The sequence below is a fragment of the Halomonas sp. JS92-SW72 genome (assembly GCF_003547075.1).
GTDB classification, from domain to species: domain Bacteria; phylum Pseudomonadota; class Gammaproteobacteria; order Pseudomonadales; family Halomonadaceae; genus Halomonas; species Halomonas alkalicola.
Map to the genome: position 1 here is coordinate 2,656,729 of NZ_CP032147.1, position 26,350 is coordinate 2,683,078.

The 26,350-nt window shown below is 68.7% G+C and carries 26 protein-coding genes and 4 tRNA genes; 18 read left to right on the plus strand and 12 right to left on the minus strand.

All coding sequences use genetic code 11. The annotated features are described in order from the left end of the window. Nucleotides 1–107 precede the first annotated feature (107 nt). The 4 genes from D1793_RS19455 to D1793_RS12400 form a co-directional block, all read right to left on the minus strand. Entirely contained in the window at nt 108–548 is a 441-nt protein-coding gene (locus D1793_RS19455) for a hypothetical protein (RefSeq protein ID WP_162899960.1), read from the minus strand. Between the two features lie 141 nt (nt 549–689). Further along, on the minus strand, nt 690–1,586 hold the full coding sequence (mmsB, locus tag D1793_RS12390; RefSeq protein WP_205527544.1) for a 3-hydroxyisobutyrate dehydrogenase: 897 nt from the start codon (nt 1,584–1,586) through the stop codon (nt 690–692). Nucleotides 1,587–1,632: 46 nt separating this feature from the next. After that, nucleotides 1,633–2,787, minus strand: a complete 1,155-nt coding sequence (locus D1793_RS12395) for an enoyl-CoA hydratase/isomerase family protein (RefSeq protein WP_119022451.1) — start codon at nt 2,785–2,787, stop codon at nt 1,633–1,635. Between the two features lie 18 nt (nt 2,788–2,805). Beyond that, nucleotides 2,806–3,978 (minus strand): acyl-CoA dehydrogenase family protein, encoded by a 1,173-nt coding sequence (locus D1793_RS12400; protein WP_119022452.1) that lies wholly within the window; start codon nt 3,976–3,978, stop codon nt 2,806–2,808. Between the two features lie 215 nt (nt 3,979–4,193). Between D1793_RS12400 and D1793_RS12405 the strand changes: the two genes are divergently transcribed. The 3 genes from D1793_RS12405 (at nt 4,194) to D1793_RS12415 (ending at nt 6,854) form a co-directional block, all read left to right on the plus strand. Next, the gene (locus tag D1793_RS12405; RefSeq protein ID WP_119022453.1) at nt 4,194–4,643 is read left to right on the plus strand and encodes a MerR family DNA-binding transcriptional regulator; all 450 of its coding nucleotides are present in this window, start codon (nt 4,194–4,196) and stop codon (nt 4,641–4,643) included. A gap of 71 nt (nt 4,644–4,714) precedes the next feature. Then, the gene (locus tag D1793_RS12410) at nt 4,715–6,406 is read left to right on the plus strand and encodes an AMP-binding protein (protein WP_119022454.1); all 1,692 of its coding nucleotides are present in this window, start codon (nt 4,715–4,717) and stop codon (nt 6,404–6,406) included. A 163-nt stretch (nt 6,407–6,569) separates the two neighbouring features. Next, nucleotides 6,570–6,854, plus strand: a complete 285-nt coding sequence (locus D1793_RS12415) for a hypothetical protein (protein ID WP_119022455.1) — start codon at nt 6,570–6,572, stop codon at nt 6,852–6,854. 3 nt (nt 6,855–6,857) lie between these two features. On the opposite strand, the gene D1793_RS12420 is transcribed toward D1793_RS12415, so the two are convergent. Next, nucleotides 6,858–7,541, minus strand: a complete 684-nt coding sequence (locus D1793_RS12420) for a glutathione S-transferase (protein WP_119022456.1) — start codon at nt 7,539–7,541, stop codon at nt 6,858–6,860. A 154-nt stretch (nt 7,542–7,695) separates the two neighbouring features. Here D1793_RS12420 and D1793_RS12425 point away from each other — a divergent pair, with 154 nt between their 5' ends. Genes D1793_RS12425 through D1793_RS12440 form a run of 4 tightly spaced genes read left to right on the plus strand, consistent with a single transcriptional unit; the run spans nt 7,696 to nt 13,114 of the window. After that, nucleotides 7,696–8,067 carry a response regulator gene (locus tag D1793_RS12425; RefSeq protein WP_119023678.1) on the plus strand — a complete coding sequence of 124 codons (372 nt, stop codon included), beginning with the start codon at nt 7,696–7,698 and terminating at the stop codon, nt 8,065–8,067. After that, nucleotides 8,067–10,127 carry a 3'-5' exonuclease gene (locus tag D1793_RS12430; protein WP_119022457.1) on the plus strand — a complete coding sequence of 687 codons (2,061 nt, stop codon included), beginning with the start codon at nt 8,067–8,069 and terminating at the stop codon, nt 10,125–10,127. The genes D1793_RS12425 and D1793_RS12430 overlap by 1 nt, the downstream gene beginning before the upstream one ends. Before the next feature lie 31 nt (nt 10,128–10,158). Then, nucleotides 10,159–10,353: a hypothetical protein gene (locus D1793_RS12435; RefSeq protein WP_119023679.1), complete on the plus strand. Its 195-nt coding sequence runs from the start codon at nt 10,159–10,161 to the stop codon at nt 10,351–10,353. 19 nt (nt 10,354–10,372) lie between these two features. Next, nucleotides 10,373–13,114, plus strand: coding sequence for a sensor histidine kinase (locus D1793_RS12440; RefSeq protein ID WP_119022458.1), 2,742 nt, complete (start codon nt 10,373–10,375; stop codon nt 13,112–13,114). Here the strand turns inward: D1793_RS12440 and D1793_RS12445 are convergent. From D1793_RS12445 to D1793_RS12455, 3 genes are all read right to left on the minus strand, one after another. After that, on the minus strand, nt 13,111–14,238 hold the full coding sequence (locus tag D1793_RS12445; protein WP_119022459.1) for a DUF294 nucleotidyltransferase-like domain-containing protein: 1,128 nt from the start codon (nt 14,236–14,238) through the stop codon (nt 13,111–13,113). The two genes, D1793_RS12440 and D1793_RS12445, sit on opposite strands and share 4 nt — an antisense overlap. A 109-nt stretch (nt 14,239–14,347) precedes the next feature. Further along, a complete protein-coding gene (locus D1793_RS12450; RefSeq protein WP_119022460.1) occupies nt 14,348–14,647 on the minus strand; it encodes an HlyU family transcriptional regulator in 300 nt (99 codons plus the stop codon). Between the two features lie 203 nt (nt 14,648–14,850). After that, nucleotides 14,851–16,071 (minus strand): argininosuccinate synthase, encoded by a 1,221-nt coding sequence (locus tag D1793_RS12455; protein WP_119022461.1) that lies wholly within the window; start codon nt 16,069–16,071, stop codon nt 14,851–14,853. A gap of 179 nt (nt 16,072–16,250) precedes the next feature. Between D1793_RS12455 and rnt the strand changes: the two genes are divergently transcribed. After that, nucleotides 16,251–16,919 (plus strand): ribonuclease T, encoded by a 669-nt coding sequence (rnt, locus tag D1793_RS12460; RefSeq protein WP_119022462.1) that lies wholly within the window; start codon nt 16,251–16,253, stop codon nt 16,917–16,919. Between the two features lie 114 nt (nt 16,920–17,033). Here the strand turns inward: rnt and D1793_RS12465 are convergent, their stop codons facing one another. Next, nucleotides 17,034–17,369: a Grx4 family monothiol glutaredoxin gene (locus D1793_RS12465; RefSeq protein ID WP_119022463.1), complete on the minus strand. Its 336-nt coding sequence runs from the start codon at nt 17,367–17,369 to the stop codon at nt 17,034–17,036. Nucleotides 17,370–17,539: 170 nt separating this feature from the next. Between D1793_RS12465 and argF the strand changes: the two genes are divergently transcribed. Both argF and D1793_RS12475 read left to right on the plus strand, forming a co-directional pair. Then, nucleotides 17,540–18,460 carry an ornithine carbamoyltransferase gene (argF, locus tag D1793_RS12470; protein ID WP_119022464.1) on the plus strand — a complete coding sequence of 307 codons (921 nt, stop codon included), beginning with the start codon at nt 17,540–17,542 and terminating at the stop codon, nt 18,458–18,460. A gap of 130 nt (nt 18,461–18,590) precedes the next feature. Then, nucleotides 18,591–18,896: a hypothetical protein gene (locus D1793_RS12475; protein ID WP_119022465.1), complete on the plus strand. Its 306-nt coding sequence runs from the start codon at nt 18,591–18,593 to the stop codon at nt 18,894–18,896. Between the two features lie 179 nt (nt 18,897–19,075). Here the strand turns inward: D1793_RS12475 and D1793_RS12480 are convergent. Further along, a tRNA-Ala gene (locus D1793_RS12480) sits at nt 19,076–19,151 on the minus strand. A 184-nt stretch (nt 19,152–19,335) separates the two neighbouring features. Here D1793_RS12480 and D1793_RS12485 point away from each other — a divergent pair. The 8 genes from D1793_RS12485 to nadB all read left to right on the plus strand — a co-directional run bounded on the left by D1793_RS12485 (nt 19,336) and on the right by nadB (nt 25,616). Beyond that, entirely contained in the window at nt 19,336–19,983 is a 648-nt protein-coding gene (locus D1793_RS12485; protein WP_119022466.1) for a response regulator, read from the plus strand. A gap of 68 nt (nt 19,984–20,051) precedes the next feature. Then, nucleotides 20,052–21,866 carry an excinuclease ABC subunit UvrC gene (gene uvrC, locus D1793_RS12490; protein ID WP_119022467.1) on the plus strand — a complete coding sequence of 605 codons (1,815 nt, stop codon included), beginning with the start codon at nt 20,052–20,054 and terminating at the stop codon, nt 21,864–21,866. A 67-nt stretch (nt 21,867–21,933) separates the two neighbouring features. Beyond that, nucleotides 21,934–22,482: a CDP-diacylglycerol--glycerol-3-phosphate 3-phosphatidyltransferase gene (pgsA, locus tag D1793_RS12495; protein WP_110070439.1), complete on the plus strand. Its 549-nt coding sequence runs from the start codon at nt 21,934–21,936 to the stop codon at nt 22,480–22,482. Between the two features lie 59 nt (nt 22,483–22,541). Beyond that, nucleotides 22,542–22,616: transfer RNA gene (locus tag D1793_RS12500), tRNA-Gly, on the plus strand. 34 nt (nt 22,617–22,650) lie between these two features. After that, nucleotides 22,651–22,724, plus strand: a tRNA-Cys gene (locus tag D1793_RS12505). 30 nt (nt 22,725–22,754) lie between these two features. Continuing rightward, a tRNA-Leu gene (locus D1793_RS12510) sits at nt 22,755–22,841 on the plus strand. Between the two features lie 59 nt (nt 22,842–22,900). Beyond that, nucleotides 22,901–24,046, plus strand: a complete 1,146-nt coding sequence (locus tag D1793_RS12515; protein WP_119022468.1) for an FUSC family protein — start codon at nt 22,901–22,903, stop codon at nt 24,044–24,046. Continuing rightward, a complete protein-coding gene (nadB, locus tag D1793_RS12520; protein WP_119022469.1) occupies nt 24,027–25,616 on the plus strand; it encodes an L-aspartate oxidase in 1,590 nt (529 codons plus the stop codon). The genes D1793_RS12515 and nadB overlap by 20 nt, the downstream gene beginning before the upstream one ends. Before the next feature lie 11 nt (nt 25,617–25,627). Here nadB and D1793_RS12525 read toward each other — a convergent pair whose 3' ends face one another. Both D1793_RS12525 and D1793_RS12530 read right to left on the minus strand, forming a co-directional pair. Further along, nucleotides 25,628–25,939, minus strand: coding sequence for a hypothetical protein (locus D1793_RS12525; protein ID WP_205527545.1), 312 nt, complete (start codon nt 25,937–25,939; stop codon nt 25,628–25,630). 46 nt (nt 25,940–25,985) lie between these two features. Continuing rightward, on the minus strand, nt 25,986–26,279 hold the full coding sequence (locus tag D1793_RS12530) for a succinate dehydrogenase assembly factor 2 (RefSeq protein ID WP_119022471.1): 294 nt from the start codon (nt 26,277–26,279) through the stop codon (nt 25,986–25,988). Between the last annotated feature and the right edge of the window lie 71 nt (nt 26,280–26,350).

Genomic DNA, 26,350 nt, shown 5'->3' on the forward strand with positions numbered 1-26,350 from the left:
GCCCCCATCACGGAAGCCGTAGCAGGAGAGGCAGGAAATCAAGGAAAAGCGCCGAAAACCGGCAGGCCGAGGGACGTCATGCGGGAGGGAGTCGCCGACGCTGCCGCTCACTCCTCGCGGCAGCGCCAGCGCGCCAGCAGGTTCAGCAGGGCCAGGGCGAGCAGCCCGGCAGCCAGCCAGCCCAGGCCATCCACCAGGCGATGATAGCCGACGGGAGGCGACAGCGGGCGCTGCGTCATGCCGAACTCCACCACCCGGGTCAGGCCGTAGAGAATGAGGGCAAGGCTTGCCAGGGGCAGCGCGGAGTGGCGGCGTGCCAGCCAGCGGGTGAGGGCCCAGGGCACACGCGGGGCCGGCTTCGCACTGGGCTTGGCGGGCGCCTTGCGCGCTGCTGGCGCCTTGCGGGCGCGCGCCCTGGGTTGTACCCGCCGCCGGGCGGGAGACCCGGACACCAGCCCCCAAGCCCAGCGAGAGGCGCGCCACAGCACCCAGCCAAGGGTAAAGCTCACCGACAGCGCCAGACCGCCCATCACCAGAACATATGCCATCGGGCGAACCCTTCGTTGCGATACCGGGCGGACATTGTGCCACACCGAGAGCGGCGAGCGAGGAGCGAGGCCGGATTGGGGGGATAGGCGCGCGCCATGGAGAGCCCCCTGCGGGGGCTCTCCATGGGCAGCCACCAGGCGTTATTCGCCGGCGCGGTAGAGGTTCTGGATGCTGGAGAAGTCGAGGGCACCGCTGCCCTGGGCGCTGTGCAGGGCGAAGAGGTTGCGGGCCTGGGAGCCCATGGGCACCGAGGACTTCGAGCCCAGAGCCAGCTCCCAGGCCAGGCCCAGGTCCTTGGCCATCAGGTCGGTGAGAAAGCCGCCCTGGTAGTCACGGGAGGCGGCGGAGCCCTCCATCACGCCGGGCCAGGGGTTGTAGACGTTCAGCGCCCAGTTGCCGCCGCTGCTCTGCTTCATGATCTCGGAGAGCACCGCCGGGTCCATGCCGTTCTTCACGCCCAGCGCCAGGGCCTCGGCGGTGCCGCTCATCAGGATGCCGAGCAGCATGTTGTTGCAGATCTTGGCCACCTGCCCCGCGCCATGGTCGCCGGCGTGGAAGATGTTCTTGCCCATGGCCTCGAGCACCGGCTTTGCCTTCTCGAAGCCTGCCGCAGGGCCCCCGACGATAAAGGTCAGGGTGCCGGCCTTGGCGCCGCCGACGCCGCCGGAGACCGGGGCATCCAGCCAGGTGATGCCGCGTTCGGCGGCGGCGGCGGCGGCGGCACGGGCATCGTCAGGGGAGATGGTGGAGGCGTCGATCACCAGCGGCTGGCCCTCCACGGCATCCAGCAGGCCCGGCTCGCCGCCCCTGCCCAGGTAGAGCCCCTTCACGTGGGCCCCGGCGGGCAGCATGGAGATGATCACCTCGGCCCCGCGGGCGGCCTCCACGGCGTTGGCACCGCGGCTGGCCCCCTCGCTCTCCAGCGCCTGCATGGCGCTTTCCATCAGGTCGAAGACGGTGACGCTGTGGCCGGCCTTGACCAGGTTGCTGGCCATGGGCGCGCCCATGTTGCCGAGGCCGATAAAGGCGATTTTCATGATGGCTCCTTGAAATTGTGACGTTGTTGTTGGGGTCTTGAGGTCATCAGCCGACGCGGTGGCCGAGGCCCAGGTCGCGCAGCGGGTGGGATTCGCTGTCCCAGGGCGAGACGAACAGCGCCTGGATCGCCTCCTCCGGCACGCTGGCCACGTCGGCATGGCTCCAGCGCGGGGCCTTGTCCTTGTCGATCAGCAGCGCCCGCACGCCCTCGACGAAGTCGCCGTGGCGGCAGCACTGCACCGACAGCACGAGCTCGTCGCGGAAGGCGTCGGCGAGGCTGGTGTGGGCGTGCCGGTCGAGCATGCGCCACACTAGCTGGGCACTCATCGGGCAGCCGGCGGCCAGGCGTGCCCGGTTGGCGGCAAGCCAGGCGTCGTCGCTGTCATCGGCGAGGATGCGACTCACGGCGGTGACGGCGTCCACGGCGCCCACCAGGGCCTGGATCTGATCGAGGCGCGGCATCACCTGGCACGTCGGGGCGGTGGCCCGATCTTCATGGCGGTCCAGGGCGGCCTGGACGCCGGCGCGCAGGGCCGGGCCGCCGCGGTCGCCGTAGTCCGCCTCGGTCAGGGCGGCAAGCACCAGGCCGCGGCGCTCACGGGGGATGAAGCGGTCGGCCATGCCGAGATCCAGGGCATCGCGGGCGTTGAGCTGGGCGCCGGTCAGACCCAGGTAGGCACCCACCCCGGGGGGCATGCGGCTGAGGAACCAGCTGGCACCGATATCCGGGTAGAGCCCGATGGTGATCTCCGGCATGGCGATGCGGGTGGTCTCGGTGACGATCCGCTGGAAGCCCCCGGCCATCAGGCCAAGCCCGCCACCCATGACGATCCCGTCGCCCCACACCATCAGAGGCTTGGGGTAGGTGTGGATGCGGTGGTCGAGGTGGTACTCGGCGGTGAAGTAGGTCTCGGCCAGCAGGCTGTCGCGGCCGGCGCCACGGTTGTCGCCCGCCTCGGTCAGCGAGCGGTAGAGGGCCACCACGTCGCCGCCGGCGCAGAAGGCCTTGTCGCCGCTGCCCTCGAGCCAGACCGCCAGGATGCTGCGATCCACCGCCCAGGCCTCGAGCTTGGCCTCGAGCTGGTGAACCATCTCCAGGGAGAGGGCATTGAGGGACTTGGGGGCATTGAGGGTGGCCACGCCGATGCGCCCGCCGCAGGCGGTGGGCAGCTCGTCGAAGGTCACGGGAAGGTCCGACATCCAGAACTCCCTATATTGTTAAGTAAGCTGAAGGGATTCGATCACGCCATCGGCCAGCAGGCGACGGGCGGCGATCAGGCGCATGATCTCGTTGGTGCCTTCGAGGATCTGGTGCACACGGGTATCGCGCACCAGCCGCTCCAGGGGGTATTCGCGGATATAACCATAGCCACCGTGGAGCTGCAGGGCCTCGTTGCAGACCTGAAAGCCTACATCGGTGGCGAAGCGCTTGGCCATGGCGCAGTGGGCCGGCGCCTCGGGGTCGTTCTGGTCGAGGCGCCAGGCGGCCTGGCGGACCATCAGCCGGGCGGCGGTGAGTTCGGTGGCCATGTCGGCGAGCTTGAACTGCAGCGCCTGGAACTGGTTTAGCTCGCGGCCGAACTGCTTGCGCTCGCTCATGTAGTTGCGGGCCAGGGTCAGAGCGTGCTGGGCAGCCCCCAGGGAGCAGCTGGCGATATTGAGGCGCCCGCCGTCGAGCCCCTTCATGGCGAACTTGAAGCCTTCACCCTCCGCCCCCAGGCGGTTGGTGACCGGCACGCGCACGCCGTCGAAGCTCACCAGCCGGGTCGGCTGGCTCTTCCAGCCCATCTTCTCCTCGTTCTTGCCATACTCGATGCCCGCGGCGTCGGCCGGCACCACGATGGCCGAGACCCCACCGGCACCGCTGTCGGGCTCGCCGGTGCGCGCCATCACCACCAGCACCTCGGTGCTGCCGGCGCCGGAGATGAACATCTTCGAGCCGCTGATAACATAGTCATCACCCTCGCGCACCGCCTTGGTCCTGAGGTTGGCGGCGTCGGAGCCGGCACCCGGCTCGGTCAGGCAGTAGGAGCCCAGCGCCTCACCGCTGATCATCTGCGGCACCCAGGCCTCGCGCAGGGCGTCGTCACCCCAGCTGGCGATCATCCAGGTCACCATGTTGTGGATGGTGAGGTAGGCGGTGGTGGCCACGCAGCCCTGGGCGAGCTGCTCGAAGATCAGCGAGGCGTCGAGGCGCGACAGCCCCAGACCACCGTGTTCCTCGGGCGTGTAGATCCCCAGGAAGCCGGTCTCGCCGGCGCGGCGAATGACGTCGAGGGGGAAGTGGGAGCTGGCATCCCACTCGGCGGCGTGGTCGGCCAGTTCGGCCTTCGCGAAGTCGGCGGCGGCCTGGACCAGCGCCCTCTGGTCGTCGCTCAGGGAGAAATCCATGGTGCTATCCTCGTTTCACGTGTCGATTGTCTTGTTGTTGGCTGTCGTGTCGTTGACGCCTTGCTGCCGGCTGCTACCAACCTAGCACTTGCTAGGTTTATCCCACATCACTCCATGGTCGAACAAGCACTTTACGTTAACGTAAACCTCGGCTAGTGTTGCCGTCAGGCGGGCGGCCTGCGCCCCGCCCCGCCCTACAATAAAGGAAGACGCTCATGACTCAGCGCACAGCGAGCGCCGCAGCCCAGACCGGCGGCCTGCCCATTCAGCGACGCACCTACACTATCGGCGAACTGGCCAAGATGTTCGAGGTGACGCCCCGCACCATCCGCTTCTACGAGCAGGAGGGGCTGCTGGCCCCCGAGCGCCGCGGGCAGACGCGCATCTATCGCGAGAAGGACCGCGTACGTCTCAAGCTGACCCTGCGCGGCAAGCGCCTGGGCTTCTCGCTGGCCGAGATCCGCGAGGTGGTGATGATGTATGACGCCATGCCCGACGGTAACGCCCGCCAGCTTCAGCGTCTTCTGGAGATCCTGGCCGACAAGCGCGCCAACCTGGAGCGCCAGCTGGAGGACATCCGGCTGATGCACAAGGAGCTCGACGACGTGGAGAGCCGCGCCCGGGAGGTGCTCGCCGGCCTCGGCGTCGAGCCCCCGACGCACTGAGCCAGCCACGACCAGGGTCATGACCGTGTTGCACCACTGCACACCCAGCAACAACAAAGAGACGGTAGACGATGACACGCCAACATAATCCGATCAGCTACGTCAGCGGCATCAGCGACACTCCCCTCAAGGGCCAGACCATCGGCGACTGCTTCGATGAGACGGTGGCCCGCTTCCCCGACCGCGAGGCCCTGATCAGCCTCCACCAGGGGCTTCGCTACACCTGGGCCGAGCTGCAGGCCGCCGTCGACCAGGCCGCCCGCGCCCTGCTGGCACTCGGCGTCACCAAGGGCGATCGCGTCGGCATCTGGTCACCCAACTGCGCCGAGTGGACCATCACCCAGTTCGCCACGGCGAAGATCGGCGCCGTGCTGGTCAACATCAACCCCAGCTACCGCACCCATGAGCTGGAGTACGCCCTCAAGCAGTCCGGCGCCTCCACGCTGATCCTGCAGGGCAAGTTCAAGAGCTCCGACTACGTGGCGACCCTGGCCGAGCTGGCGCCCGAACTGCGCGAAGGCGGCCCCGGCACTTTCAAGAGCGCCAAGCTGCCCGAGCTCAAGCGGGTGGTCTGCCTGGACGCCGACCGGGCGCTGACCGGCATGTTCAGCTGGCAGTCGATGCTGGCCCACGCCGATGAGGTCTCCGCCGAGCACCTGGCCGACGTGCAGGGTACCCTGCAGTTCGACGACCCGATCAACATCCAGTACACCTCCGGGACCACCGGCGCGCCCAAGGGCGCCACCCTCTCCCACCACAACATCCTCAACAATGGCTTCTTCGTGGCGCGCACCATGGCGCTCACCGAGGAGGACCGCATGGTGATCCCGGTGCCGCTCTACCACTGCTTCGGCATGGTGATGGGCAACCTGGGCTGCGTGACCCACGGCGCCACCATGATCTACCCGGGCGACGGCTTCGACCCCGAGGCGACCCTGCGCGCGGTCTCCGAGGAGAAGGCCACCACCCTCTACGGCGTGCCCACCATGTTCATCGCCGAGCTGGAACTTCCCAACTTCGAGAGCTTCGACCTCTCCCACCTGCGCACCGGCATCATGGCGGGCTCCATCTGCCCCATCGAGGTGATGCGCAAGGTGATCGACCGCATGAACATGAAGGACGTCACCATCTGCTACGGCATGACCGAGACCAGCCCGGTGAGCTTCCAGACCCAGACCGACGCCCCGCTGGAGAAGCGCGTCACCACCGTGGGCACCATCCACCCCCATCTGGAGGTGAAGCTGGTGAGCCCGGAGACTGGCGCCGTGGTGGGCCGCGGCGAGACCGGCGAGCTCTGCACCCGCGGCTACAGCGTGATGCTCGGCTACTGGAACAACGAGGAGGCCACCGCCAAGGCGATCGACAGCGCCGGCTGGATGCACACCGGCGACCTCGCCACCATGGATGACGAGGGCTACGTGGCGATCGTGGGGCGCATCAAGGACATGATCATCCGCGGCGGCGAGAACATCTACCCGCGCGAGATCGAGGACTTCCTCTACACCCACCCCGCCATCTCCGACGTCCAGGTGATCGGCGTGCCGGACGAGAAGTACGGCGAGGAGGTGATGGCCTGGGTGAAGCTCGCCGACGGCCAGCAGCTCGACGCCGACGGGCTCAAGGAATTCTGCAAGGGCAAGATCGCCCACTACAAGGTGCCGCGCTACGTGAAGTTCGTCGACGAGTTCCCGATGACCGTCACCGGCAAGATCCAGAAGTTCAAGATGCGCGAGGAAGCGACCCACGAACTCGGGCTGGCCTGACGAGCCATCTCGCAACCGTGTACAAGGGGCGGGCCGGCGGCCTGCCCTTTTTCGTGATCGCTACCAGCTCTGTCGGGGCACAGCAACCCACCGAAGGCGGCATTGGCGATGGCTTGCCCCGGATGGTATTACCTCTCTGACCACCACCCAAAGCGAGACCGCCATGCAGGACCTGCTTCTCCCCCTGGCCATGACCGGTGCCTTCGGCGCCTTCATCGGCACCCTCTATCGCCTCTCGCGCCGCCCCGGCTACCAGCGTCCGCTGCTCTTTCCGCTGGTGGGCCTGGCGGCCGGCATCATCGGCTTCGTGATCTACCGGCTGCTGGTGGCCACCACCGGTGCGCCGCTCTGGCTGCTGCCGCTGCTGGTGGTACTGCAGGTGTGGCTGTGGCTCGGCCCCTTAGGCCCCGCCTCCCGGGCCGAGGGCCAGGACGACCCCGGACGCTGAGGCTCAGCCCCCCGCCAGGCGAAACTCGCCGATCTGCGCCACGGTGCGCTGCCAGCCCTCGCGTTCACGGCAGGCGGCGAGAAATGCCTCGAGACGCGGATAGCCCGCAAGCCCGCCGCGACCGGCCAGCGCCAGCACCGGGAAGCTCATCTGGATATCCGCGGCGCTGAACGTCGCGCCGGCAAACCAGGGGCCCTCGGCCAGTTCGCCCTCCCAGAAGTCCCCCAGCCGCCGAATCTCCGGCCCCAGGTACTGCTGCTCCACCCCGCGGGCGAACAGACGCCCCAGCGGACGCGCCAGGGCGGGTACCGGCGGCTGGCCGAGCCGCGAGAACACCAGGCGCATCACCAGCGGGCCCATCCCCGACCCTTCGGCATGGTGCAGCCAGAAACGATAGCGTTCCCAGGCATCGCTTCCCGCAGTCGGGGCCAGCCGCCGGTCGCCATCATGGTGCTCGACCAGGTAGTCGATGATGGCGCCGGACTCGGCTATCGCCCGCCCCTCTCGAGACAGGTCACGGATCACCGGCGCCTTGCCCAGCGGGTGGACGGCCCGCAGGGAATCCGGCGCCAGCAGGGTGGAGGGATCGCGGCGATGGGTGACCAGCTCATAGGCCACCCCCAGCTCCTCCAGCAGCCAGACCACCCGCTGGGAGCGGGAGTTTTCCAGATGATGCACTTCGATCATGTTGCCTCCTGGTGCGCTTGCCTCACGCACCCTAGCACGGCGCAGGCCGCCGATCTCCTGCCAAGGTCGCCTTTGCTGCGCCTCGGCCGGGCACTAGACTGACCAGCAATGAGTCCCCAAGACAACAACGATGACAACGAGAATGGAGAACGCCATGGCCAAGGTCCTGGTGGTGGACGATGAACCCAACATCGTCCTGTCGCTGGAGTTCCTGATGCAGCAGGCAGGTTTCGAGGTGGTCACCGCCGAGGATGGCGAGAGCGCCCTGGCGCGGGTGGCCGAGGGCACCCCGGACCTGGTCCTGCTGGATATCAGCCTGCCGGGTATCAGCGGCTTCGACGTGCTGGAACGCCTGCGCGCCGATCCCGGCCACGCCCGCCTGCCGATCATCATGCTCACCGCCCACGGACGCGAGGTGGAGCGCGAGAAGGGACTGGCGCTGGGCGCCGACGATTACATCACCAAACCCTTCTCCACCCAGGCGCTGGTCGACAAGGTCAAGGCGCTGCTCGCCGAGGTCTCCTGATGGCTCGACGTCTCTCCGGGCTGCCCCGCCGCCAGCGGCTGATCGGCCTCTGGCTGCTGCTCAGCGGCATCAGTGTCTTCGGCGGCGCCACCTTCGCCCTGTGGCTCGACACCCTCTTCCAACCCCAGGGACTGGCCCGCCTGGTGCTGTGGCTGGGCTGCTTCTCGGGCGGCGGCACCATCTTCCTGGTGGGTCTGTTGCTGGAGCGCCAGCTGTTCACCCCGCTGCGCCACCTGCAGGTGCAGCTCGCGCGCCTGGTGGCCAACCCCGATGCCCGGGAGGACTACCCCCCCGAGGGCTGGCTGCGGGCACTGGGGCCCGATCTGGTGCGGGTGCGCGATGCCTGGCGGGCCGACCGCGGCCGCCTGGCCACCGCCCACGCCGAAGGCGCGCGCAGCGCCGCCCGCATCCGCCAGGAGCTCGAGACCCTGCTCCAGGTGCTCGACACCCCGCTGCTGCTCTGCGACCAGCACCGTCGGGTGCTGCTGTTCAACCAGGCGGCCGAGACACTCTTCGAGAATCATCATGGGCTGGGGCTGGGCAAGCGTCTCGAGAGCCTGCTGCCCGCAACCAGCCTCCAGGATGCCCTGGGCCAGCTGCCTCGCGACGGCTCGCCGCGGGAGGTGCTGGTGCCCTGTGACGAGCGCTGGCTGCGCGCCGTGCTGCGCCGGGTGCCCGGCAGCCACGGCGAGACCCTGCTCACCCTGAGCGATACCACCGCCGCCTGGACCAGCGAGATGGGCGCCCGCGCCGAGCTGCTCGACAGCTTGCCCCGCCTGCGCCGCCACAGCGCCAGCCTGACCAGCGCGGCCGATGCCCTGAGCTCCCTGGGCAACGCCTCGGGGGAGATGCGCCAGCGCCTCGAGCGGGTGATCGACGAGGAGAGCCAGTCCCTGGGCCAGGACATCGAGCAGCTCGCCGCCCTGGTGGAGCAGATGCAGCACGAGGGAGAGCGGCTGGTGCCGCTATGGTCCAACGACCTGTGGCAGGCCCTCAATGAGCGTCGCGCCGGCCAGGTCACGGTGGTGCCGGTCGGCATGCCCGCCTGGTTCAAGGGCGACGCCACGGCGCTGCTGGTGCTGCTGGGCTCCCTGATCGAAGACCTCCAGCAGCAGCGCAACCCGCAGGGCCTCGAGGGCGAAGTCTGCCTGGGCAACAAGCGGGTCTACCTGGACCTGATCTGGCGCGGGGCACCGCTCAGCGAGCGCCAGCTCACCGAATGGCAGCAGCAGCGCCTCGACGACCTGCCGCTCTCGCCGCGGGTCGCCGACGTGCTGCGCCAGCATGCCAGCGACGCCTGGAGCCTGGCCGATGACGACGGCGTGCATGCCCGCCTGCGCCTGCCGCTGCCCGCCACCGAGCGGGTCGGGGCGCCGCGCCCGGCCACCGAGCCGCGCCCGGAGTTCCACGACTTCGGCATCGCCGAACTTCCCCCGCCGGACGCCGAGCTGGCGGCCCGCCCGCTACGAGCGCTCGAGGTGGTGGCCTTCGACACCGAGACCACCGGCCTGGAGCTGCGTCGCGGCGACACCGTGATCAGCATCGGCGCCTGTCGGGTCGTCAATGCCCGGCTGCTGGCCAGCGAGGTGTTCGACATGCGGGTCGATCCCGGCAAGCCGATTCCCCCGGCCAGCACCGCGATCCATGGCATCACCGACGCCGACGTGGCGGGCGCCCCGCCGCTGCCGGTGGTGCTCCCGCGCTTCCGCGACTACGTGGGCGATGCGGTGATCCTCGCCCACAACGCCGCCTTCGACCTGCTCGCCCTGCAGCCGCCGGGGGCCGGCGTGACACTCGACATGCCGGTGCTCGACACCCTGCTGATCTCGCGGGCCTTGGATGCCAGCCTGGATGGCCACGACCTCGACAGCCTGGCCGAGCGCTACGGCCTGAGTTTCCCGCCGGGCACGCGGCATACCGCCCTGGGCGACGCCCGGGTCACCGCCGAGCTGTGGCTGGCCCTGCTGCCACGCCTGGAGGCCCGCGGCATCGAGACCCTGGAGCAGGCGCTGGCCCTGCAGAACAGCGCCCTGACCAAGGAGGATGCCTGCGCCTCATGACCCCAATGGCCTGGCCCCGGCGGCGGTCGGCATGAAGACCCCGCGCCTCGGCGAACGACTCACCGCGCTGGTGCTGCTGGCCACGCTGCTGTTCACCCCCCCGCTGGTGCTGCTCTTCGACCGGCCCGCCGGGGGGCCCTCCTGGCTGCCGCTCTACCTGTTCGTAGCCTGGGCCGTGGTGATCGCGCTGGCCGCCTGGCTGCTCGAGCACCCTTCGGGAGAGTGACGATGACGGAGACCGGGCGATGAGGACCGATGCCGTGGTGCTGAGCGTCGCCTTCGGCTACCTGGCGCTGCTCTTCGTGATCGCCGCCTGGGGTGACCGCCGCGCCGAGCAGGGCCGCTCGCTGATCGGCTCGCCGACGGTGTATGCGCTCTCCATCGCCGTCTACTGCACCGCCTGGACCTTCTACGGCAGCGTAGGCCGGGCCGCCCAGTATGGTCCCAGCTTCCTGCTCATCTACCTGGGCCCGACCCTGGCCATGCTGCTGGCGCCCTTCCTGATCCGCAAGATGGTGCGCATCGCCAGCGCGCAGCGCATCACCTCCATCGCCGACTTCATCAGCGCCCGTTACGGCAAGAGCTCGAGCCTCGGCGCCCTGGTGGCGCTGATCGCGCTGATCGGCATCACCCCCTACATCACCCTGCAGCTCAAGGCGATCACCGTCAGCCATGCGGTGCTGGTCAACTATCCCCAGGCGCCGGAGCTGAGCATCGCCGAGGAGGCATTCTGGGTCGACAAGTCCTTCTGGGTCGCCCTGGTGCTGGCGGTCTTCATCATCCTCTTCGGTACCCGCCACCTGGATGCCAGCGAACGCCACGAGGGCATGGTGGCGGCCATCGCCTTCGAGTCGCTGATCAAGCTGCTCGCCTTCCTTACGGTGGGCCTGTTCGTGGTCTTCGGGCTCTTCCACGGCCCGGGCGACCTCTTCGCCCAGGTGGCGGCGAGCCCCGACCTGGTGGGGGCGATGGGGCTCGACGCCATTCCCGGCGGCGCCAGCGGCTGGATGGGCATGCTGGTGCTGGCCTTCCTGGCCTTCATCGCCCTGCCCCGCCAGTTCCAGGTGCTGGTGGTGGAGAACGTCGACGAGCGCCACATCAAGCGCGCCACCTGGCTCTTTCCGCTCTACCTGCTGGCCATCAACCTGTTCGTGATCCCCATCGCCCTGGCCGGCATGCTGCTCTCTGCCGGCGACCCGGACAGCTACGTGCTGACCCTGCCGCTCTCGGCGGGCTTCGAGGGACTGCCGCTGCTGGTCTTCATCGGCGGCCTGTCGGCGGCCACCAGCATGGTGATCGTCGAGACCATCGCGCTCTCCACCATGGTCAGCAACCAGCTGATCATGCCGCTGCTGCTGCGCACCCGGCGACTCCACCTGAGCAGCCGAGGCGAGTTGGCCGGCTGGCTGCTGGGCATTCGCCGGGTGGCCATCGTGCTGATCCTACTGCTGGGCTACCTCTACCATGCCCTGATCGGCGACTCCTACAGCCTGGTGACCATCGGCCTGGTCTCCTTCGCCGCCGCCTGCCAGTTCGCCCCGGCGATGCTGATCGGCATGTACTGGCGCGGCGCCACCGGTCGCGGTGCCGCCCTGGGGCTGATCGCCGGCACCCTGATCTGGGCCTGGACCCTGCTGATCCCGGGCTTCGCCCAGTCGGGGTGGCTGGACGACGCCTTCCTGAGCGCCGGCCCCTTCGGCCTCGCGTGGCTGAGGCCCTACGCCCTGTTCGGCCTGGAGGGCTGGGACATCTACTCCCACTCCCTGCTGTGGAGCCTGACCGCCAACGTCGGCCTGCTGGTGGGCGTCTCGCTGTTCACCCGGCAGACCCCGCTGGAGCAGACCCAGGCGGCGCTGTTCACCGAGGCGATGCACCCGAGCCTGATGGAGACCTCGCTGTGGCACGGCCAGACCACCCGGGGCGAGCTGCGCTCCCTGCTCGACCGCTACCTGGGCGCCAACGCCACCGCCCGGGTCTTCACCGGCTATCCCGGGGAGGAACCCACCAACGACCAGCCGGCCCCGCCGGAGCTGATCGCCCGGGCCGAGCAGGCGCTGTCCGGGGCGCTCGGCAATGCCTCGGCCCGGGTACTGATCAACTCCGTGGTGCGCGGCGAGGCGCTGGACCTGGAATCGATCCTGAGCATCCTCGACACCACCTCGGAGACCCTGGAGGTCAACCGCCGCCTGGAGCAGAAGTCCGAGGAGCTGGCCCGCGCCAGCGAGGAGCTGCGCGCCGCCAACGAGCGCCTGCGCGAGCTGGATCGCCTCAAGGACGAGTTCGTGGCCATGGTCAGCCACGAGCTGCGCACCCCGCTCACCTCGATCCGCGCCTTCGCCGAGATCCTGCGCGACAGCGGCGACCTGCCCGAGGAGAAGCGGATCCACTTCCTGAACGTGGTGGTCAAGGAGAGCCAGCGGCTGTCGCGACTGATCGAGGAGATCCTCGACCTGGCTCGCCTGGAGAGCGGCCGGCTGACCCTCAACCCGCAGAAGCTGGACCTGGTGGAGCTAACCCGCCACAGCGTGGATGCCGTGCACCATATGCAGGAGAATCGGGGGGTGGCGCTGGAGGTACGCATCGAGGTCGAGACGGCGGCGGTGGTGGGCGACCCGGATCGTCTGGAGCAGGTGATCATCAACCTGCTGGACAACGCCGGCAAGTTCGCCGACGACGCCGACCCGCGGGTGCTGCTGCGCCTGGCCCGCCACAAGAACCATTACCGCCTGGCGGTGGAGGACAACGGCCCCGGCATCGCCGACGACGAGCGCGAGCGGGTGTTCGAGAAGTTCCACCAGATCCAGCGCCCCGGCGAAAGCCCCGAGAAGAGCCGTGGGCGCCCGCGCGGCAGCGGCCTGGGGCTGCCCATCAGCCGCGGCATCGTCGCCCACCTGGGCGGCCGGCTGTGGGTCGAGGACGCCCCCACCCTGGGCGGCGCCTGCCTGATCATGGAGCTGCCCGAGGCGCCGCAGGCCCAGAAGGCCTAACCCCGCCTGGCGCGGCGCTTCAGGGCCCTGATCTGCTGCAGGTCATGGCGAAGCAGCAGGCGCTGGTCCTCGCCGAGGCGCGACAGGTCGACCCACCCATCGGCGCCCCGCCCCGACCTGACGCCCCGGCACTGCTCCTCCAGCAGCAACCCCTGCAGGCGCTCCAGCGCCGCGGTCAGGGCGCGACTGGTCTCGGCGGGAAGCGCCTCCTTCAGCACCAGCACCGCCAGTCGCTCCCGGGTGTCGACCTCGCGCACCCCATGGCGCAGCGAGAGCAAGCGGACGGCGGCCACCAGCGGCAGCACCGCCTGCTGCTTGAGGTTGATCGCCCTCTCATGGGGCGCCCCATCGAGTGACCCCGACAGTCGACCGAAGCGGTCCAGGGCCACCGGCTGCTCGTCGAGCAGCGCGCCCATCTCGTCCAGGAAGAGCCCGGCCTGGGGCATCAGCCGCGCCACGCGATCGGCCAGCGCCTCCGCCAGGGTGCCCTCCCCATGCACGGCCCGGAAGTCGAGCAGGATGTTGGCCTGCTGCACCCGCTTGACCCGACGCCCCGCGGTCCAGATGGCCAGCTGCTCGCTCCACTCCGAGAGTCGCTTGCGCCACATGGGCCAGCGCGCCATCACATGGCCGCTGCACAGCGGGATACCGGCCTGGTCCAGCCGGTCGGTGAAGCGCTCGCCCAGCACCTGGAAGTAGCCGTCGATCTCGGTGTGCCGGCTGTCCGGATAGTCGGCAATGATCATGCCGTTGTCCTGATCGGGGCCGAGCAGGCTCTCCTGGCGAGCCCCGGAGCCCATCACGATGACGCAGTAGGGCACCGGCGGCGCACCCCACCCCTGCCCCTCCATCTCGCTCAAGGCCAGCTGGATGGCGCGCCGGTAGAGCCAGTCATTGTGGTCGCTGATCAGCTGGCTGATGCGCCAGGCGGGCAGGTCGAGGCGCATCAGCGCCTCCGCCAGGCGAGGCTGCCAGGCGTGGGCCTCGGGCAGGGTCGGCGCCGGGCCCAGCTCGGCAAGGGCGTCGCGCAGCGGGGCCAGCAGCGGCGGCAGCCGCGCAGGGTCGGGATGCTCCTCGTGGGCGAACAGCGAACGCCACGAGGAGGCACGGTGAAGCAGGCGCATGACGACTCCGGGCTGCGGAAATCGATCCAGTGTAGCGGCGCGCCCGCCGAGGCACACTTGGGCGAAAGGGGGATGGCGGGAGCGCGTCCCGCCACGCCGGCGTTACCGGTCAGCGGGGCCGGAACATCCCCTCGCCCACCTCATCGATGAAGCGCTGCGCCTTGCTGACCATCAGCTGGTCGCAGGCCTCCCGGCCGGGCACCATATCGGAGCGTTCGAAGCGGTGCTCCTGCACCTCGCCGTCCTCCCCGGGCTTGCGGATCCAGCCGCTGACCCGGTACTGGCCGCCCTGGTCGGCGGGCTCGGAGATGATCTGGTAGCCCTTGTAGGCCACCGGCTCGGCGGCCGGCGCGCTGCCCGGCGCCTTCTCGCCGCCGCCGAACAGCCCGGACAGCAATTTCTTCAGCATCTGAGATCCTCCCGAAACGATGACACCGGCATAAGCCGGTGTCGACACAGTAGTCACTTCAGGGAACGCCTGATTTATGTCGCGAGCGAAGAGAGGTTGGCCGCCACCGGAGCGCAGAAACCGGAGCCTATGCGGTACTAGGTGAGGATTTCGAGCACCGCTGGCGGCCAAGATATCGAGCGCAGCAATAAATCAGCGTTTCCTTAGTCCTGCTTGCGGCCCTTGCCGGCCGCGATACGCAGGCGCAGGGCGTTGAGCTTGATGAAGCCCTCGGCATCCTTCTGGTCGTAGGCGCCGGCGTCGTCCTCGAAGGTGGCGATGGACTCGTCGAACAGCGACTGCTCGGACTGGCGCCCCACCACGATGGCGTTGCCCTTGTAGAGCTTCATGCGCACCACGCCGGAGACGTTCTTCTGGGTCTCGTCGATGGCGGCCTGCAGCATGCGGCGCTCCGGGCTCCACCAGTAGCCGTTGTAGATCACCTTGGCGTACTTGGGCATCAGCTCGTCCTTGAGGTGGGCCTCCTCGCGGTCCAGGGTGATGGACTCGATGGCGCGGTGGGCCTTGAGCATGATGGTGCCGCCGGGCGTTTCGTAGCAGCCGCGGGACTTCATGCCCACGTAGCGGTTCTCGACGATGTCGAGACGGCCGATGCCGTTGTCGCCGCCCAGCTTGTTGAGGGTCTCGAGCACCTCATGGGGGCGCATCGGGGTGCCGTCGACGGCCACGATGTCACCCTTCTCAAAGGTCAGCTCCACGTAGGTGGGCACGTCCGGGGCGGTCTCCGGAGAGACGCTCCAGCGCCACATGTCCTCCTCGGCCTCGGCCCAGGGATCCTCGAGGATGCCGCCCTCGTAGGAGATGTGCAGCAGGTTGGCGTCCATGGAGTAGGGGGATTTCTTCTTCTTGGAGGAGAAGTCCACCGGGATGCTGTGCTCGTCGCAGTAGGCCATCAGCTTCTCGCGGGAAGTCAGGTCCCACTCGCGCCAGGGGGCGATCACCTTGACGCCGGGCTTGAGGGCATAGGCGCCCATCTCGAAGCGCACCTGGTCGTTGCCCTTGCCGGTGGCGCCGTGGGAGATGGCGTCGGCGCCGGTCTGGTTGGCGATCTCGATCAGGCGCTTGGCGATCAGCGGGCGCGCGATGGAGGTGCCGAGCAGGTACTCGCCCTCATAGATGGTGTTGGCGCGGAACATCGGGTAGACGTAGTCGCGCACGAACTCCTCGCGCAGGTCCTCGATGTAGATCTCCTTCACGCCGAGGGCCTGGGCCTTGGCGCGTGCCGGCTCGACTTCCTCGCCCTGGCCGATGTCGGCGGTAAAGGTCACCACCTCGCAGTTGTAGGTCTCCTGCAACCACTTGACGATAACGGAGGTGTCCAGGCCACCGGAGTAGGCGAGCACGACCTTCTTGACATCGGACATTCGGGGCTCCTCGATGAAAGCTAGGGGGTTGGCATCAGGGGAGGCAGTATAGCGCGCCATTGGCACGGCGAATACCGGCCCCGGGACGCCCAGAAGCCAACCTGCTAGACTTGCGCGGATTCGCCCCGGGTCCCCGCGGGGCGGGGCGACCGAGACCGAAAGACGCAAGGAGAGGGTGCATGAGCGAGGCGATCGCCCGCGAGCTGCTGGCACAGCGATTCCGCAGCTTCCTGCCGGTGGTGGTGGACATGGAAACCGGCGGCTTCAATGCCGAGCGCAATGCGATCCTGGAGATCGCCGCGGTGACCCTGACCATGGACGCCCAGGGCTTCCTGCTGCCCGAAGCCACCTACGCCTTCCACGTGAAGCCTTTCGAGGGTGCCGACGTCGAGCAGTCGGCGCTGGACTTCACCGGGATCAGGCTCGATGACCCGCTGCGTCAGCAGGTGGCGCTCTCCGAGGCCGAGGCGCTCGGCGAGATCTTCCGCCCGGTGCGCAAGGCGATCAAGGCACACGGCTGCACCCGCGCCGTGCTGGTCGGCCACAATGCGGCCTTCGACCACGGCTTCCTGAATGCCGCCGTCAACCGCTGCGGCATCAAGCGCAACCCCTTCCACCCCTTCTCTAGCTTCGACACCGCCTCGCTGGCCGGCCTTATCTACGGCCAGACGGTGCTGGCCAGGGCCTGTCGCGCCGCCGGCATCCCCTTCGACAACGGTGAGGCCCACTCGGCGCGCTACGATACCGAACGCACCGCCGAGCTGTTCTGCGCCATGGTCAATCGCTACAAGGAGCTGGGCGGCTGGTCCCAGGCCCAGCGCGAACAGGGGATGGACGAGGTGCCGTAGGCGGCAGCCGGCATGATGCGATCAGACGCATAAACAGGGAACCCCGCCGGCAATGCCGACGGGGTTCCATGACGCCAGCTGGTGGCTCGACGCTGTCGCTGCTGCCTCGAGGGCTCAGGCGTCGTGCTGGTGCTTGGCGGCGGTTTCCTTGATCAGCTTCTCGAGCTCGCCGCTCTGGTGCATCTCCACCACGATGTCACAGCCGCCGACCAGCTCGCCCTCGACCCACAGCTGGGGGAAGGTGGGCCAGTTGGCAAACTTGGGCAGCTCGGCGCGGATATCCGGGTTGTCCAGGATATTGACGAAGGCGAAGCGCTCGCCGCAGGCCATCAGCGCCTGTACGGTCTGGGCGGAGAAGCCACACTGGGGCAGCTGAGGGGTTCCCTTCATGTAGATCAGGATGGGGTTTTCGCTGATCTGGCGCTGGATGTTCTCGAGGGTGGTGCTCATGGCGTCTCCCTATGGATGTCACGGATGACAGAGGTCGCGGATGGCGGCGCGGGGCAATACCCGAGCTCGACGGTAGGTCTTGGTGATCGCCCATTCTACTGATACGACGCGCGTTGCGCATCCCCTGGCGCCTGGCTAGGATGGTCGTTTTTTCCCGTGGAGCACGCCCAATGGCCACTCGCCACTTCCTGACCCTGCTGGACCTGAGCCAGGATGAGCTGCACTACCTCATCCAGCGCGCCATCACCATCAAGAACGAGCTGAAGGCCCAGGGGCCCCGCTATACCCCCCTGCCCAACCGCACCATGGCGATGATCTTCGAGAAGTCCTCGACCCGTACCCGGGTCTCCTTCGAAACCGCCATGGCACACTTCGGTGGCCACGCCCTCTTCCTCTCCCCCCGCGACACCCAACTGGGTCGCGGCGAGCCCATCGGCGACACCGCCCGAGTGCTCTCGGAGATGGTCGACATCGTGATGATCCGCACCTTCTCCCATCAAGGGCTGGAGGCGTATGCCGCGGCCAGCTCGGTGCCGGTGATCAACGCGCTGACCGACGACTACCATCCCTGCCAGCTGCTGGCCGACGTGATGACCTGGACCGAGCTGCGCGGCAGCGTCAAGGGCAAGACGGCGGTCTGGATCGGCGACGGCAACAACATGTGCCACTCCTGGATCAATGCCGCGCGTCAGTTCGACTTCCAACTGCGCGTCTGCTGCCCGGAGGGCTACGAGCCGCGCCAGGATATCCTCGAGGCCGCCGGCGACCGGGTCACGATCCTGCGCGATCCCAGCGATGCCGTGGTCGACGCCGACCTGGTCACCACCGACGTCTGGGCCTCCATGGGCCAGGAGGAGGAGCAGGCCAAGCGCGAGGCGGACTTCTCCGGCTTCCAGGTGACCGAGGCGCTGCTCGACCGCGCCAGGGCCGACGCCCTCTTCCTGCACTGCCTGCCCGCCCACCGCGGCGAGGAGATCAGCGAGACCCTGCTCGACGACCCGCGCGCCGTGGTCTGGCAGGAGGCGGGCAACCGTCTGCATGCCCAGAAGGCCCTGATCGAGTTCCTGCTGCTCGGTCGCGTCGACGGCTGATCTTCCCGGGGCCCTGCGACGCTCCACCGCAGAGCCCCGGGCCCATCACCGACTTAGACCTTTGTATAACCACGACCTTGGTAGTATAATGCGCCGCAGCACACCCCCTGATTGACAGGAAATGCGGCCCATGATGATCGACGCTTCCCCTATCGCCTCCATGCAGCGCAGCCTGCGCCAGTGCCTCTCCAACATGGCGGCCCTGCTCTACCACCATGGTCACGTGCTGGAAACCGTCTCCATTCCCCATCGCGGCCTCGACCGCCAGGATGTGGCTCGCCTCTCCCGCTCCTCCAGCGAATGGCAGACCTGCGAGAAGGTGCTGGTCAACAGCGAGGCGGCCTCCTGGAACGAGCACAACCGATTGGTGCTCACCCCCCTCGGCCGCGAGCTTCTGTTCGACATGTTCGGAGAAGGCGCCGCCGACTGCACCTGAGCCCTGACGGCCAGCGACGCCAGAAGCCCCGCCCGGCATCGCCGCGGCGGGGCTTCTGCATCGGGAAACGCCCCCGCAGCGACGGCCGCGGCCGCAACAACGCGCCGACGCCTGCCGCGCACAGGCCAAAGAAAAACCCCCTGACGCCGGGCGCCAGGGGGTTTTTCATGGTGTCTTGTTGGTGGAGCCTAGCGGGATCGAACCGCTGACCTCAACACTGCCAGTGTTGCGCTCTCCCAGCTGAGCTAAGGCCCCACACCGTCTCGCCTTGCGAGAACGAGGCAGATATTACGCACTGATCCCGGGTTCGTCAACCCCCTCCATGCCTCCCCCGAAGGATGCTTTCCACCTGCACCGAAGTTGTGCCACTCTTTGGCATGAGAGTCGTCGTCTCTCCCTACCTTTTCCCTACCAGCCCATTCGCTCAGGAGCCGCCGCCTTGATCCGGGTACTGATTGCCGATGACCATCACCTGGTGAGGACGAGCATCGCCCACCTGTTGAACGCCGAGGAGGACCTCAGCGTGGTCGGCGAGGCCTCCGACGGCGAGACCGCCATCGCCGAGACCCGCCGCCTCTCCCCCGACGTGGTGCTGATGGATATTCGCATGCCGGGGATCGGCGGCCTGGAGGCCACCCGCAAGATCCACCGCACCCAGCCCGACACCCGCGTGCTGGTGCTGACCGCCTGGCTCGAGGAGGCCTTCGCCCAGCGACTGCTGGACGCCGGCGCCTTCGGCTTCCTGAGCAAGGACTGCCAGCACGAGGAGATGGTGGCGGCCATCCGCGGCGTCTTCCACGGTCAGCGCTACGTCAGCCCGGAGGTCGCCCAGCGGCTGGTGCTGTCGCGTATCGATGCCGCGGACAACCCCTTCGACCAGCTCTCCCAGCGCGAGATGCAGGTGGCGATGATGATCGTCAACTGCCAGAAGGTGGCCGATATCTCCGACCGGCTCTTCCTCAGTCCCAAGACGGTGAACACCTACCGCTACCGCATCTTCGACAAGCTGGGCGTGCAGACCGACGTCGAACTCACCCACCTGGGGCTGCGCCACGGCCTGGTGGAGGGCTTCGCCAGCGTGGAGTGAGCCGCCCCGGCCTGCCGTCCGGCCTGATCTGCTAGGATGGCACTCCCGTCCATGACCGCACCGCCTCCATGAGCTTCGATCACCGCCACTTCCTCGGCACCGTCAGCGAATCCCCGGGCGTCTACCGCATGCTGGATGCCCGGGGCGAGACCCTCTACGTGGGCAAGGCCCGACGCCTCAAGGCGCGCCTGGCCAGCTATTTCCGTGGCGCCCTGAATGCCAAGACCCAGGCCCTGGTCTCGCGCATCGCCGACATCCAGGTCACGGTGACCAACAGCGAAACCGAGGCGCTGCTGCTGGAGCAGACCCTGATCAAGGAGCTGCGCCCGCCCTACAACATCCTGCTGCGCGACGACAAGTCCTATCCCTTCGTCTTCGTCACCGACCGCCACCCCTTCCCGGCGCTGGAGTACAAGCGCGCCCGGGCGCGCCGCGACGACGGCCGCTACCTGGGCCCCTACCCCAGCAGCCTGGCGGTACGCGAGAGCCTCTCGCTGATGCAGAAGATCTTCCGCATCCGCAACTGCGAGGACAGCGTCTTCGCCCACCGCACGAGGCCCTGCCTGCAGTATCAGATCGAGCGCTGCAGCGGCCCCTGCGTGGGCCTGATCGGCGAGACAGAGTACCGACGCGACCTGGAGCACGCCGTGCAGTGCCTGGAGGGCAGAAGCGAGCAGGTGACCGGCGAGCTAACCGCGGCCATGGAGGCGGCCAGCCAGGCGCTGGCCTTCGAGGAGGCCGCCCGGCTGCGCGACCAGATCCAGCAGCTACGCCAGCTCCAGCAACGCCAGTTCGTCGATACCGGCGACGGCGATGCTGACATCTTCGCCCTGGCCACCCGCCCCGGGGCGCTGTGCATCTCGGTGCTCAGCGTGCGCCACGGGCGGCTGCTGGGGGCCCGCCACCATGCCCCCGCCAACGGGCTCGACCTGCCCGCCGAGGAGCTGCTCGCGGAATTTCTCAGCCAGTACTACCTGGGGCAGGACAACGAGATTCCCCGCGAGCTGATCACCAGCCATCCCCTGGCGGATCGCGCGCTGATCGAGGCGGCGCTCGGCGAGCGCGCCGGCCGGCGCGTGCGGCTCACCGACCGGGTGCGCGGGCACCGCGCCCAATGGCAGTCACTGGCCGTCACCAACGCCGAGCAGCAGCTCGCCAGCCAGTTGGCCAGCCAGGCCCAGCTCACGCGGCGGTTCGCGTCGCTGCGCGAGGTGCTGGGCCTGGCCGAGACCCCCGCTCGCCTGGAGTGCTTCGATATCAGCCACAGCCACGGCGAGGCCACCGTGGCCTCCTGCGTGGTGTTCGACCAGAACGGCCCGCGCAAGTCCGACTATCGCCGCTTCAATATCGAGGGAGTGGCCGCCGGCGACGACTACGCCGCCATGCGCCAGGCGCTGACCCGACGCTTCCGCCGACTCACGGACGGCGAGGGGGAGCGCCCCGACGTGCTGCTGGTGGATGGCGGCAAGGGCCAGCTCAACCTGGCCCGGGAGGTCTTTGCCGAGCTCGGTGTCAGCGGCATCGCCCTGGTCGGCGTCGCCAAGGGTACCACCCGCAAGGCAGGCCTGGAGACCCTGTTCCTCGAGACTGCGGACCGGAGCCTGGACATGGACCCGGCCTCGCCGGCCCTGCACCTGATCCAGCACGTGCGCGACGAGGCCCACCGCTTCGCCATCACCGGCCATCGCACACGCCGCGACAAGGCGCGCCGCACCTCCACCCTGGAAGGCATCCCCGGCGTCGGGCCCAAGCGCCGCCGCGAGCTGCTGCGTTTCTTCGGCGGGCTGCAGGGGGTCAAGCAGGCCAGCCGCGAGGAGCTGGCGCGGGCGCCAGGCATCAGCGCCACCCTGGCCGAGGCGATTCATCGCGCCCTGCATGGATGAAGTCCGCCAAGGGGGATAGAATGAGCGGGCGCTCGGCACCACCCACCGGCAAGGACAGCGTCACGCAATGAACATCCCGAATCTCCTCACCCTCGCCCGTATCGGCTTCATTCCGCTGCTGGTGGTGTTCTTCTACCTGCCCTTCTCGTGGAGCATGCCGCTGGCCGCCGGCCTGTTTGCCCTGGCCTCTATCACCGACTGGCTCGACGGCTACCTGGCCCGGCGCTGGGACCAGGCCACCCCCTTCGGCGCCTTCCTCGACCCGGTGGCCGACAAGCTGATGGTGGCCGTGGCCCTGGCGCTGATGATCGAACGCTACGAGGCGGTCTGGCTCACCCTGCCGGCGCTGGTGATCATCGGCCGCGAGATCGTCATCTCGGCGCTGCGCGAGTGGATGGCGGAGATGGGCAAGCGCGGCAAGGTCGCGGTCTCCTGGATCGGCAAGGTGAAGACCACCCTGCAGATGGTCGCCATCTTCCTGCTGCTGGCCTTCGCCCCGGGCACTCCCATCGCCCATCTCGCCGTGGCCACCCTCTACGTGGCGGCCGTACTGACCCTGTGGTCCATGGTGCTCTACCTGCGCGCCGCCTGGCCGCACCTCAGCGATTCCATGTGAGCGCGCGCAAAAGCGTTTGACAGTCACCGACTTATCCGTATAATTCGCTCTCGAGTCAGGCGGGAATAGCTCAGTGGTAGAGCACAACCTTGCCAAGGTTGGGGTCGCGAGTTCGAATCTCGTTTCCCGCTCCACCTCCCTTCGGGAGGTGAACATCTGACTCGGTGAGGCTGGATGGCAGAGTGGTCATGCAGCGGACTGCAACTCCGTGTACGCCGGTTCGATTCCGACTCCAGCCTCCATTTCCCCCTTTTTCTGCTCGACACCGTGCCGCCCGGATGGCGAAATTGGTAGACGCAAGGGACTTAAAATCCCTCGGTGGCGACACCGTGCCGGTTCGAGCCCGGCTCCGGGCACCAGTCTCTCCGTCCTTCGCCTGGACCGACACCCAAGCGGCGCACCAACGGGGCCTTGCCTCATGAACCTGCCGCCCCTGCGCGACCCCTTCTTCACCTATCGTTTTCGCCGCCGCCTGCATGTGGTGCGCGTGCTGTTGGCCCTGACGATCACCTTCGTCATCATCCGCCTGTTCGAGATCCCCCACTCCAGTTGGGCGCTGGTCAGCACCGTGATGGTGATGGGCAACCTGCCGCATATCGGCGGCGTGCTCGACAAGGGCCGCCAGCGACTGCTGGGCACCGTGCTCGGCGCGGCCAGCGGGCTCGCGCTGATCCTCTTTCCTCCCGCCGCCCCCCTACTGATTCCCGCCGGCAGCCTAGCCGCCATCGGCATCGCCACCTGGCTCACCTTCGGCAATCGCCACGGCTACAGCGGCCTGATGTTTGCCATCAGCCTGCTGCTGGTGGTCGGCGACGGCAGCCACGACCTGGGCATCGGCCTGTGGCGCGCCTTCGACGTGCTGCTCGGGACCCTGGTGGGCATCACCGTCACCGTGCTGGTGCTGCCCCAGAAGGCCACCGACATGATGCGCTTCATGCTGGCCGAGAACCTCGACCGCATGGCGCGCCTGTTCCATGCCCACACCACCGCCGCGGCCGCCCTGGACGTGGATACCCGCGCCCTGCTCAAGGCCACCAGCTCAGCCCTGGTCAAGCAGCGCGGGCTGGTCGATGCCATCCATCGCGAGCGCCGGCTCACCCGCGACGAACTCGACGACATCATCTCCCTGCAGCGCCGCATGCTCTCCACCATCGAGCTGCTGCTGGAGACCCACTGGACCACCCGGGAGGGCCACGACCGCATCGAGGCCATGACGGGGCTGCGCGAGGAGCAGCACCGGCTGGCCCGGGAGCTCGGCACCCTCGCCTTCCAGGTACGCACCGGCCAGCCCATCGCGGTCACGGTGAGCCCCTTCAACCTGCAGCGACACGCCGAGCTGGCCACCACCGCGGTGAGCGATGAGGGACGCACCCTCTTCAGCCCCAGCGGCTATCTGTGGCTCAATCGCGAACTGGCCCGTGTCACCGGCGACCTGGTCGCGCGCCTCGGCGGCCTGACCCGGCTTCCCAGCCGCCGCCTGCATCGCGCCTCCGGACGCAAGTGGGCGCCCCGCGACACCGCCACCACCGACATAGGAACGCAAGATGACCCACGGCAATCATGATGTGCTGATCATCGGTGGCGGCGTTGCCGGCCTGGTGCTGGCCCTGGAGGTCGCCGAGCGGCGGCGGGTCACCCTGCTGCGCCCGGCCAGTGACGACCAGGGGGCCAGCCGCTGGGCCCAGGGCGGGATCGCCGCGGTGCTCTCGCCCAGCGACGACTTCGATGCCCACGTGGCCGATACCCTGGTGGCCGGCGACGGCCTCTGCGACGAGGCCGCGGTGCGCTTCACCGTCGAGCAGGGGCCGGCCGCCATCGCGCGACTGCTGGCCCTGGGCGTGCCCTTCACCCCGGACCCCAGCCCCGGAGCCGCCTACCCCTACCACCTGACCCGGGAGGGCGGCCACGGCGCCCGGCGCATTATCCACGCCGCCGATGCCACGGGTCTGGCGGTGATGGAGACCCTCAAGGCCCATGTGACCGCACACCCGGCCATCCAGGTGCTGGACGACCTCACCGCCATTGGCCTGATCGGTGACACCGCCGGGGCCTGCCGCGGGGCGCGCTGCCTGGATGGCCAGGGCCGGCTGCACGAGCTGCTGGCCGCGGACACGGTGCTGGCCACCGGCGGCGCCAGCGGGCTCTACCGCCACACCACCAGCCCCCATCCGGCCAGCGGTGAAGGCATGCTGATGGCGGCCGAGCTGGGGGCGGAACTGATGAACCTGGAGTTCCAGCAGTTCCACCCGACCTGTCTCTATGATCCCGACGGCAGCCCCTTCCTGATCAGCGAGGCGGTGCGCGGCGAAGGTGGACGGCTGCTGAACGTCAACGGCGAGCGCTTCATGCCCGCCCTGGACCCGCGCGCCGAACTGGCGCCGCGCGATATCGTCGCCCGGGCCATCGATGCCGAGATGCAGCGCACCGGCAGCGACCATGTACTGCTCGATATCCGCCACCTGGGCGAGGCGGCGATCCGCCACCACTTCCCTACCATCCATGCCCACTGCGCCAGCCGCGGCCTGGACATTGCCCGGGAGCCGATCCCGGTGGTCCCCGCCGCCCACTACAGCTGCGGGGGACTGGCCACCGACCTGGCCGGGGCCACCACGGTGCCGAACCTCCACGCCATCGGCGAGGTGGCCTGCACCGGGCTGCACGGCGCCAACCGCATGGCCAGCAACTCGCTGCTGGAGTGCCTGGTGTTCGCCCGCAGCTGTGGCGCCGCGCTGCTTCAGGAGGCGCACCCTGACGCCTCGGCCCAGGTCGCGCCCCTGGTGCCGCTCCCGGACACCGGCGACAGGCTGGCCGACCCCGCGGTGCTGTCCAGACTCCGCGAGCGGATGCGCCAGATGATGAGCGCGCGGGTGGCGATCGTGCGCCATGATGCCGGGCTGGACGAGGCCGCCGAGACCCTGGAGGCACTGCAGCGCGAGCTCGCCCCGCTGGTGACCGCCTGCGCCCCCACGGTCGCCCTGGCCAGCCTGTGGCAGGCCTTGCGCCTGGCGCGGCTGACCGTGGCCAGCGCCCGCGCCCGCCGCGAATCCCGCGGCCTGCACTACAACCCGGACTGCCCCGACCACGCCCCGGGCATCGCGCAGCCCTCGCGGATCCACCTCGCGGACCTCGACTGACGGCCTCCTGCCTAGCGCTGCGGGACCAGCAGGCGACGCAGCCGCCAGAGCGAGGCGGCGTCACTGCTGTCCGGCCACAGCCATAGCCGTCGCCCGTTGAGGCGCAGGCCGATCAGCCAGGGGCCGAGGTAGTCGCACTCGAGGGAAGCCGGGTGCCAGGGCGCCTCGCCGTTCTGGCGCCACTCCCAGCGCAGGCCGCCATCGGCGGTCATCAGGGCGCGCAGCTCGCCACGCACACGCCGCCGGGCGGCGTCGAGGACGACACCCGGCATCGCGACAGCGACCAGGGCGGCCAGCCAGGCCGGGGCATGCAGAAACGCCATGCCAACCACCGCAGCGGCCAGCAGGGCGTGAAGGAGAAGAGAGAGCCTAGACGGGACGATGCCCAATGCTGTCGGCGCTTTCGGCATGCTCGACGATCAGCTGCACGATGCGGCGGCGGTCCGGATCCTCCGGCCAGTCGCGGCGCATCAGCCACATGAACAGGTCCTGGTCCTCCTCGTCGATCAGCTGCCGAAAGGCCCGCTGATCCGCCTCATCGAGGCTGTCGTAGCGCTGCTCGAGGAAGGGCACCAGCAGCAGATCCAGCTCCCACATGCCGCGGCGGGAGTGCCAATAGAGCCGCTTGCGCAGTGCCGCTTCCTGGGGTGATTGCTCGTTCAACGTCGACCTCGCCTGTCCGGTGGGATGTGTCACCACAGTATACCCGACCCCCCCGTGAACGGCAGCCGCCA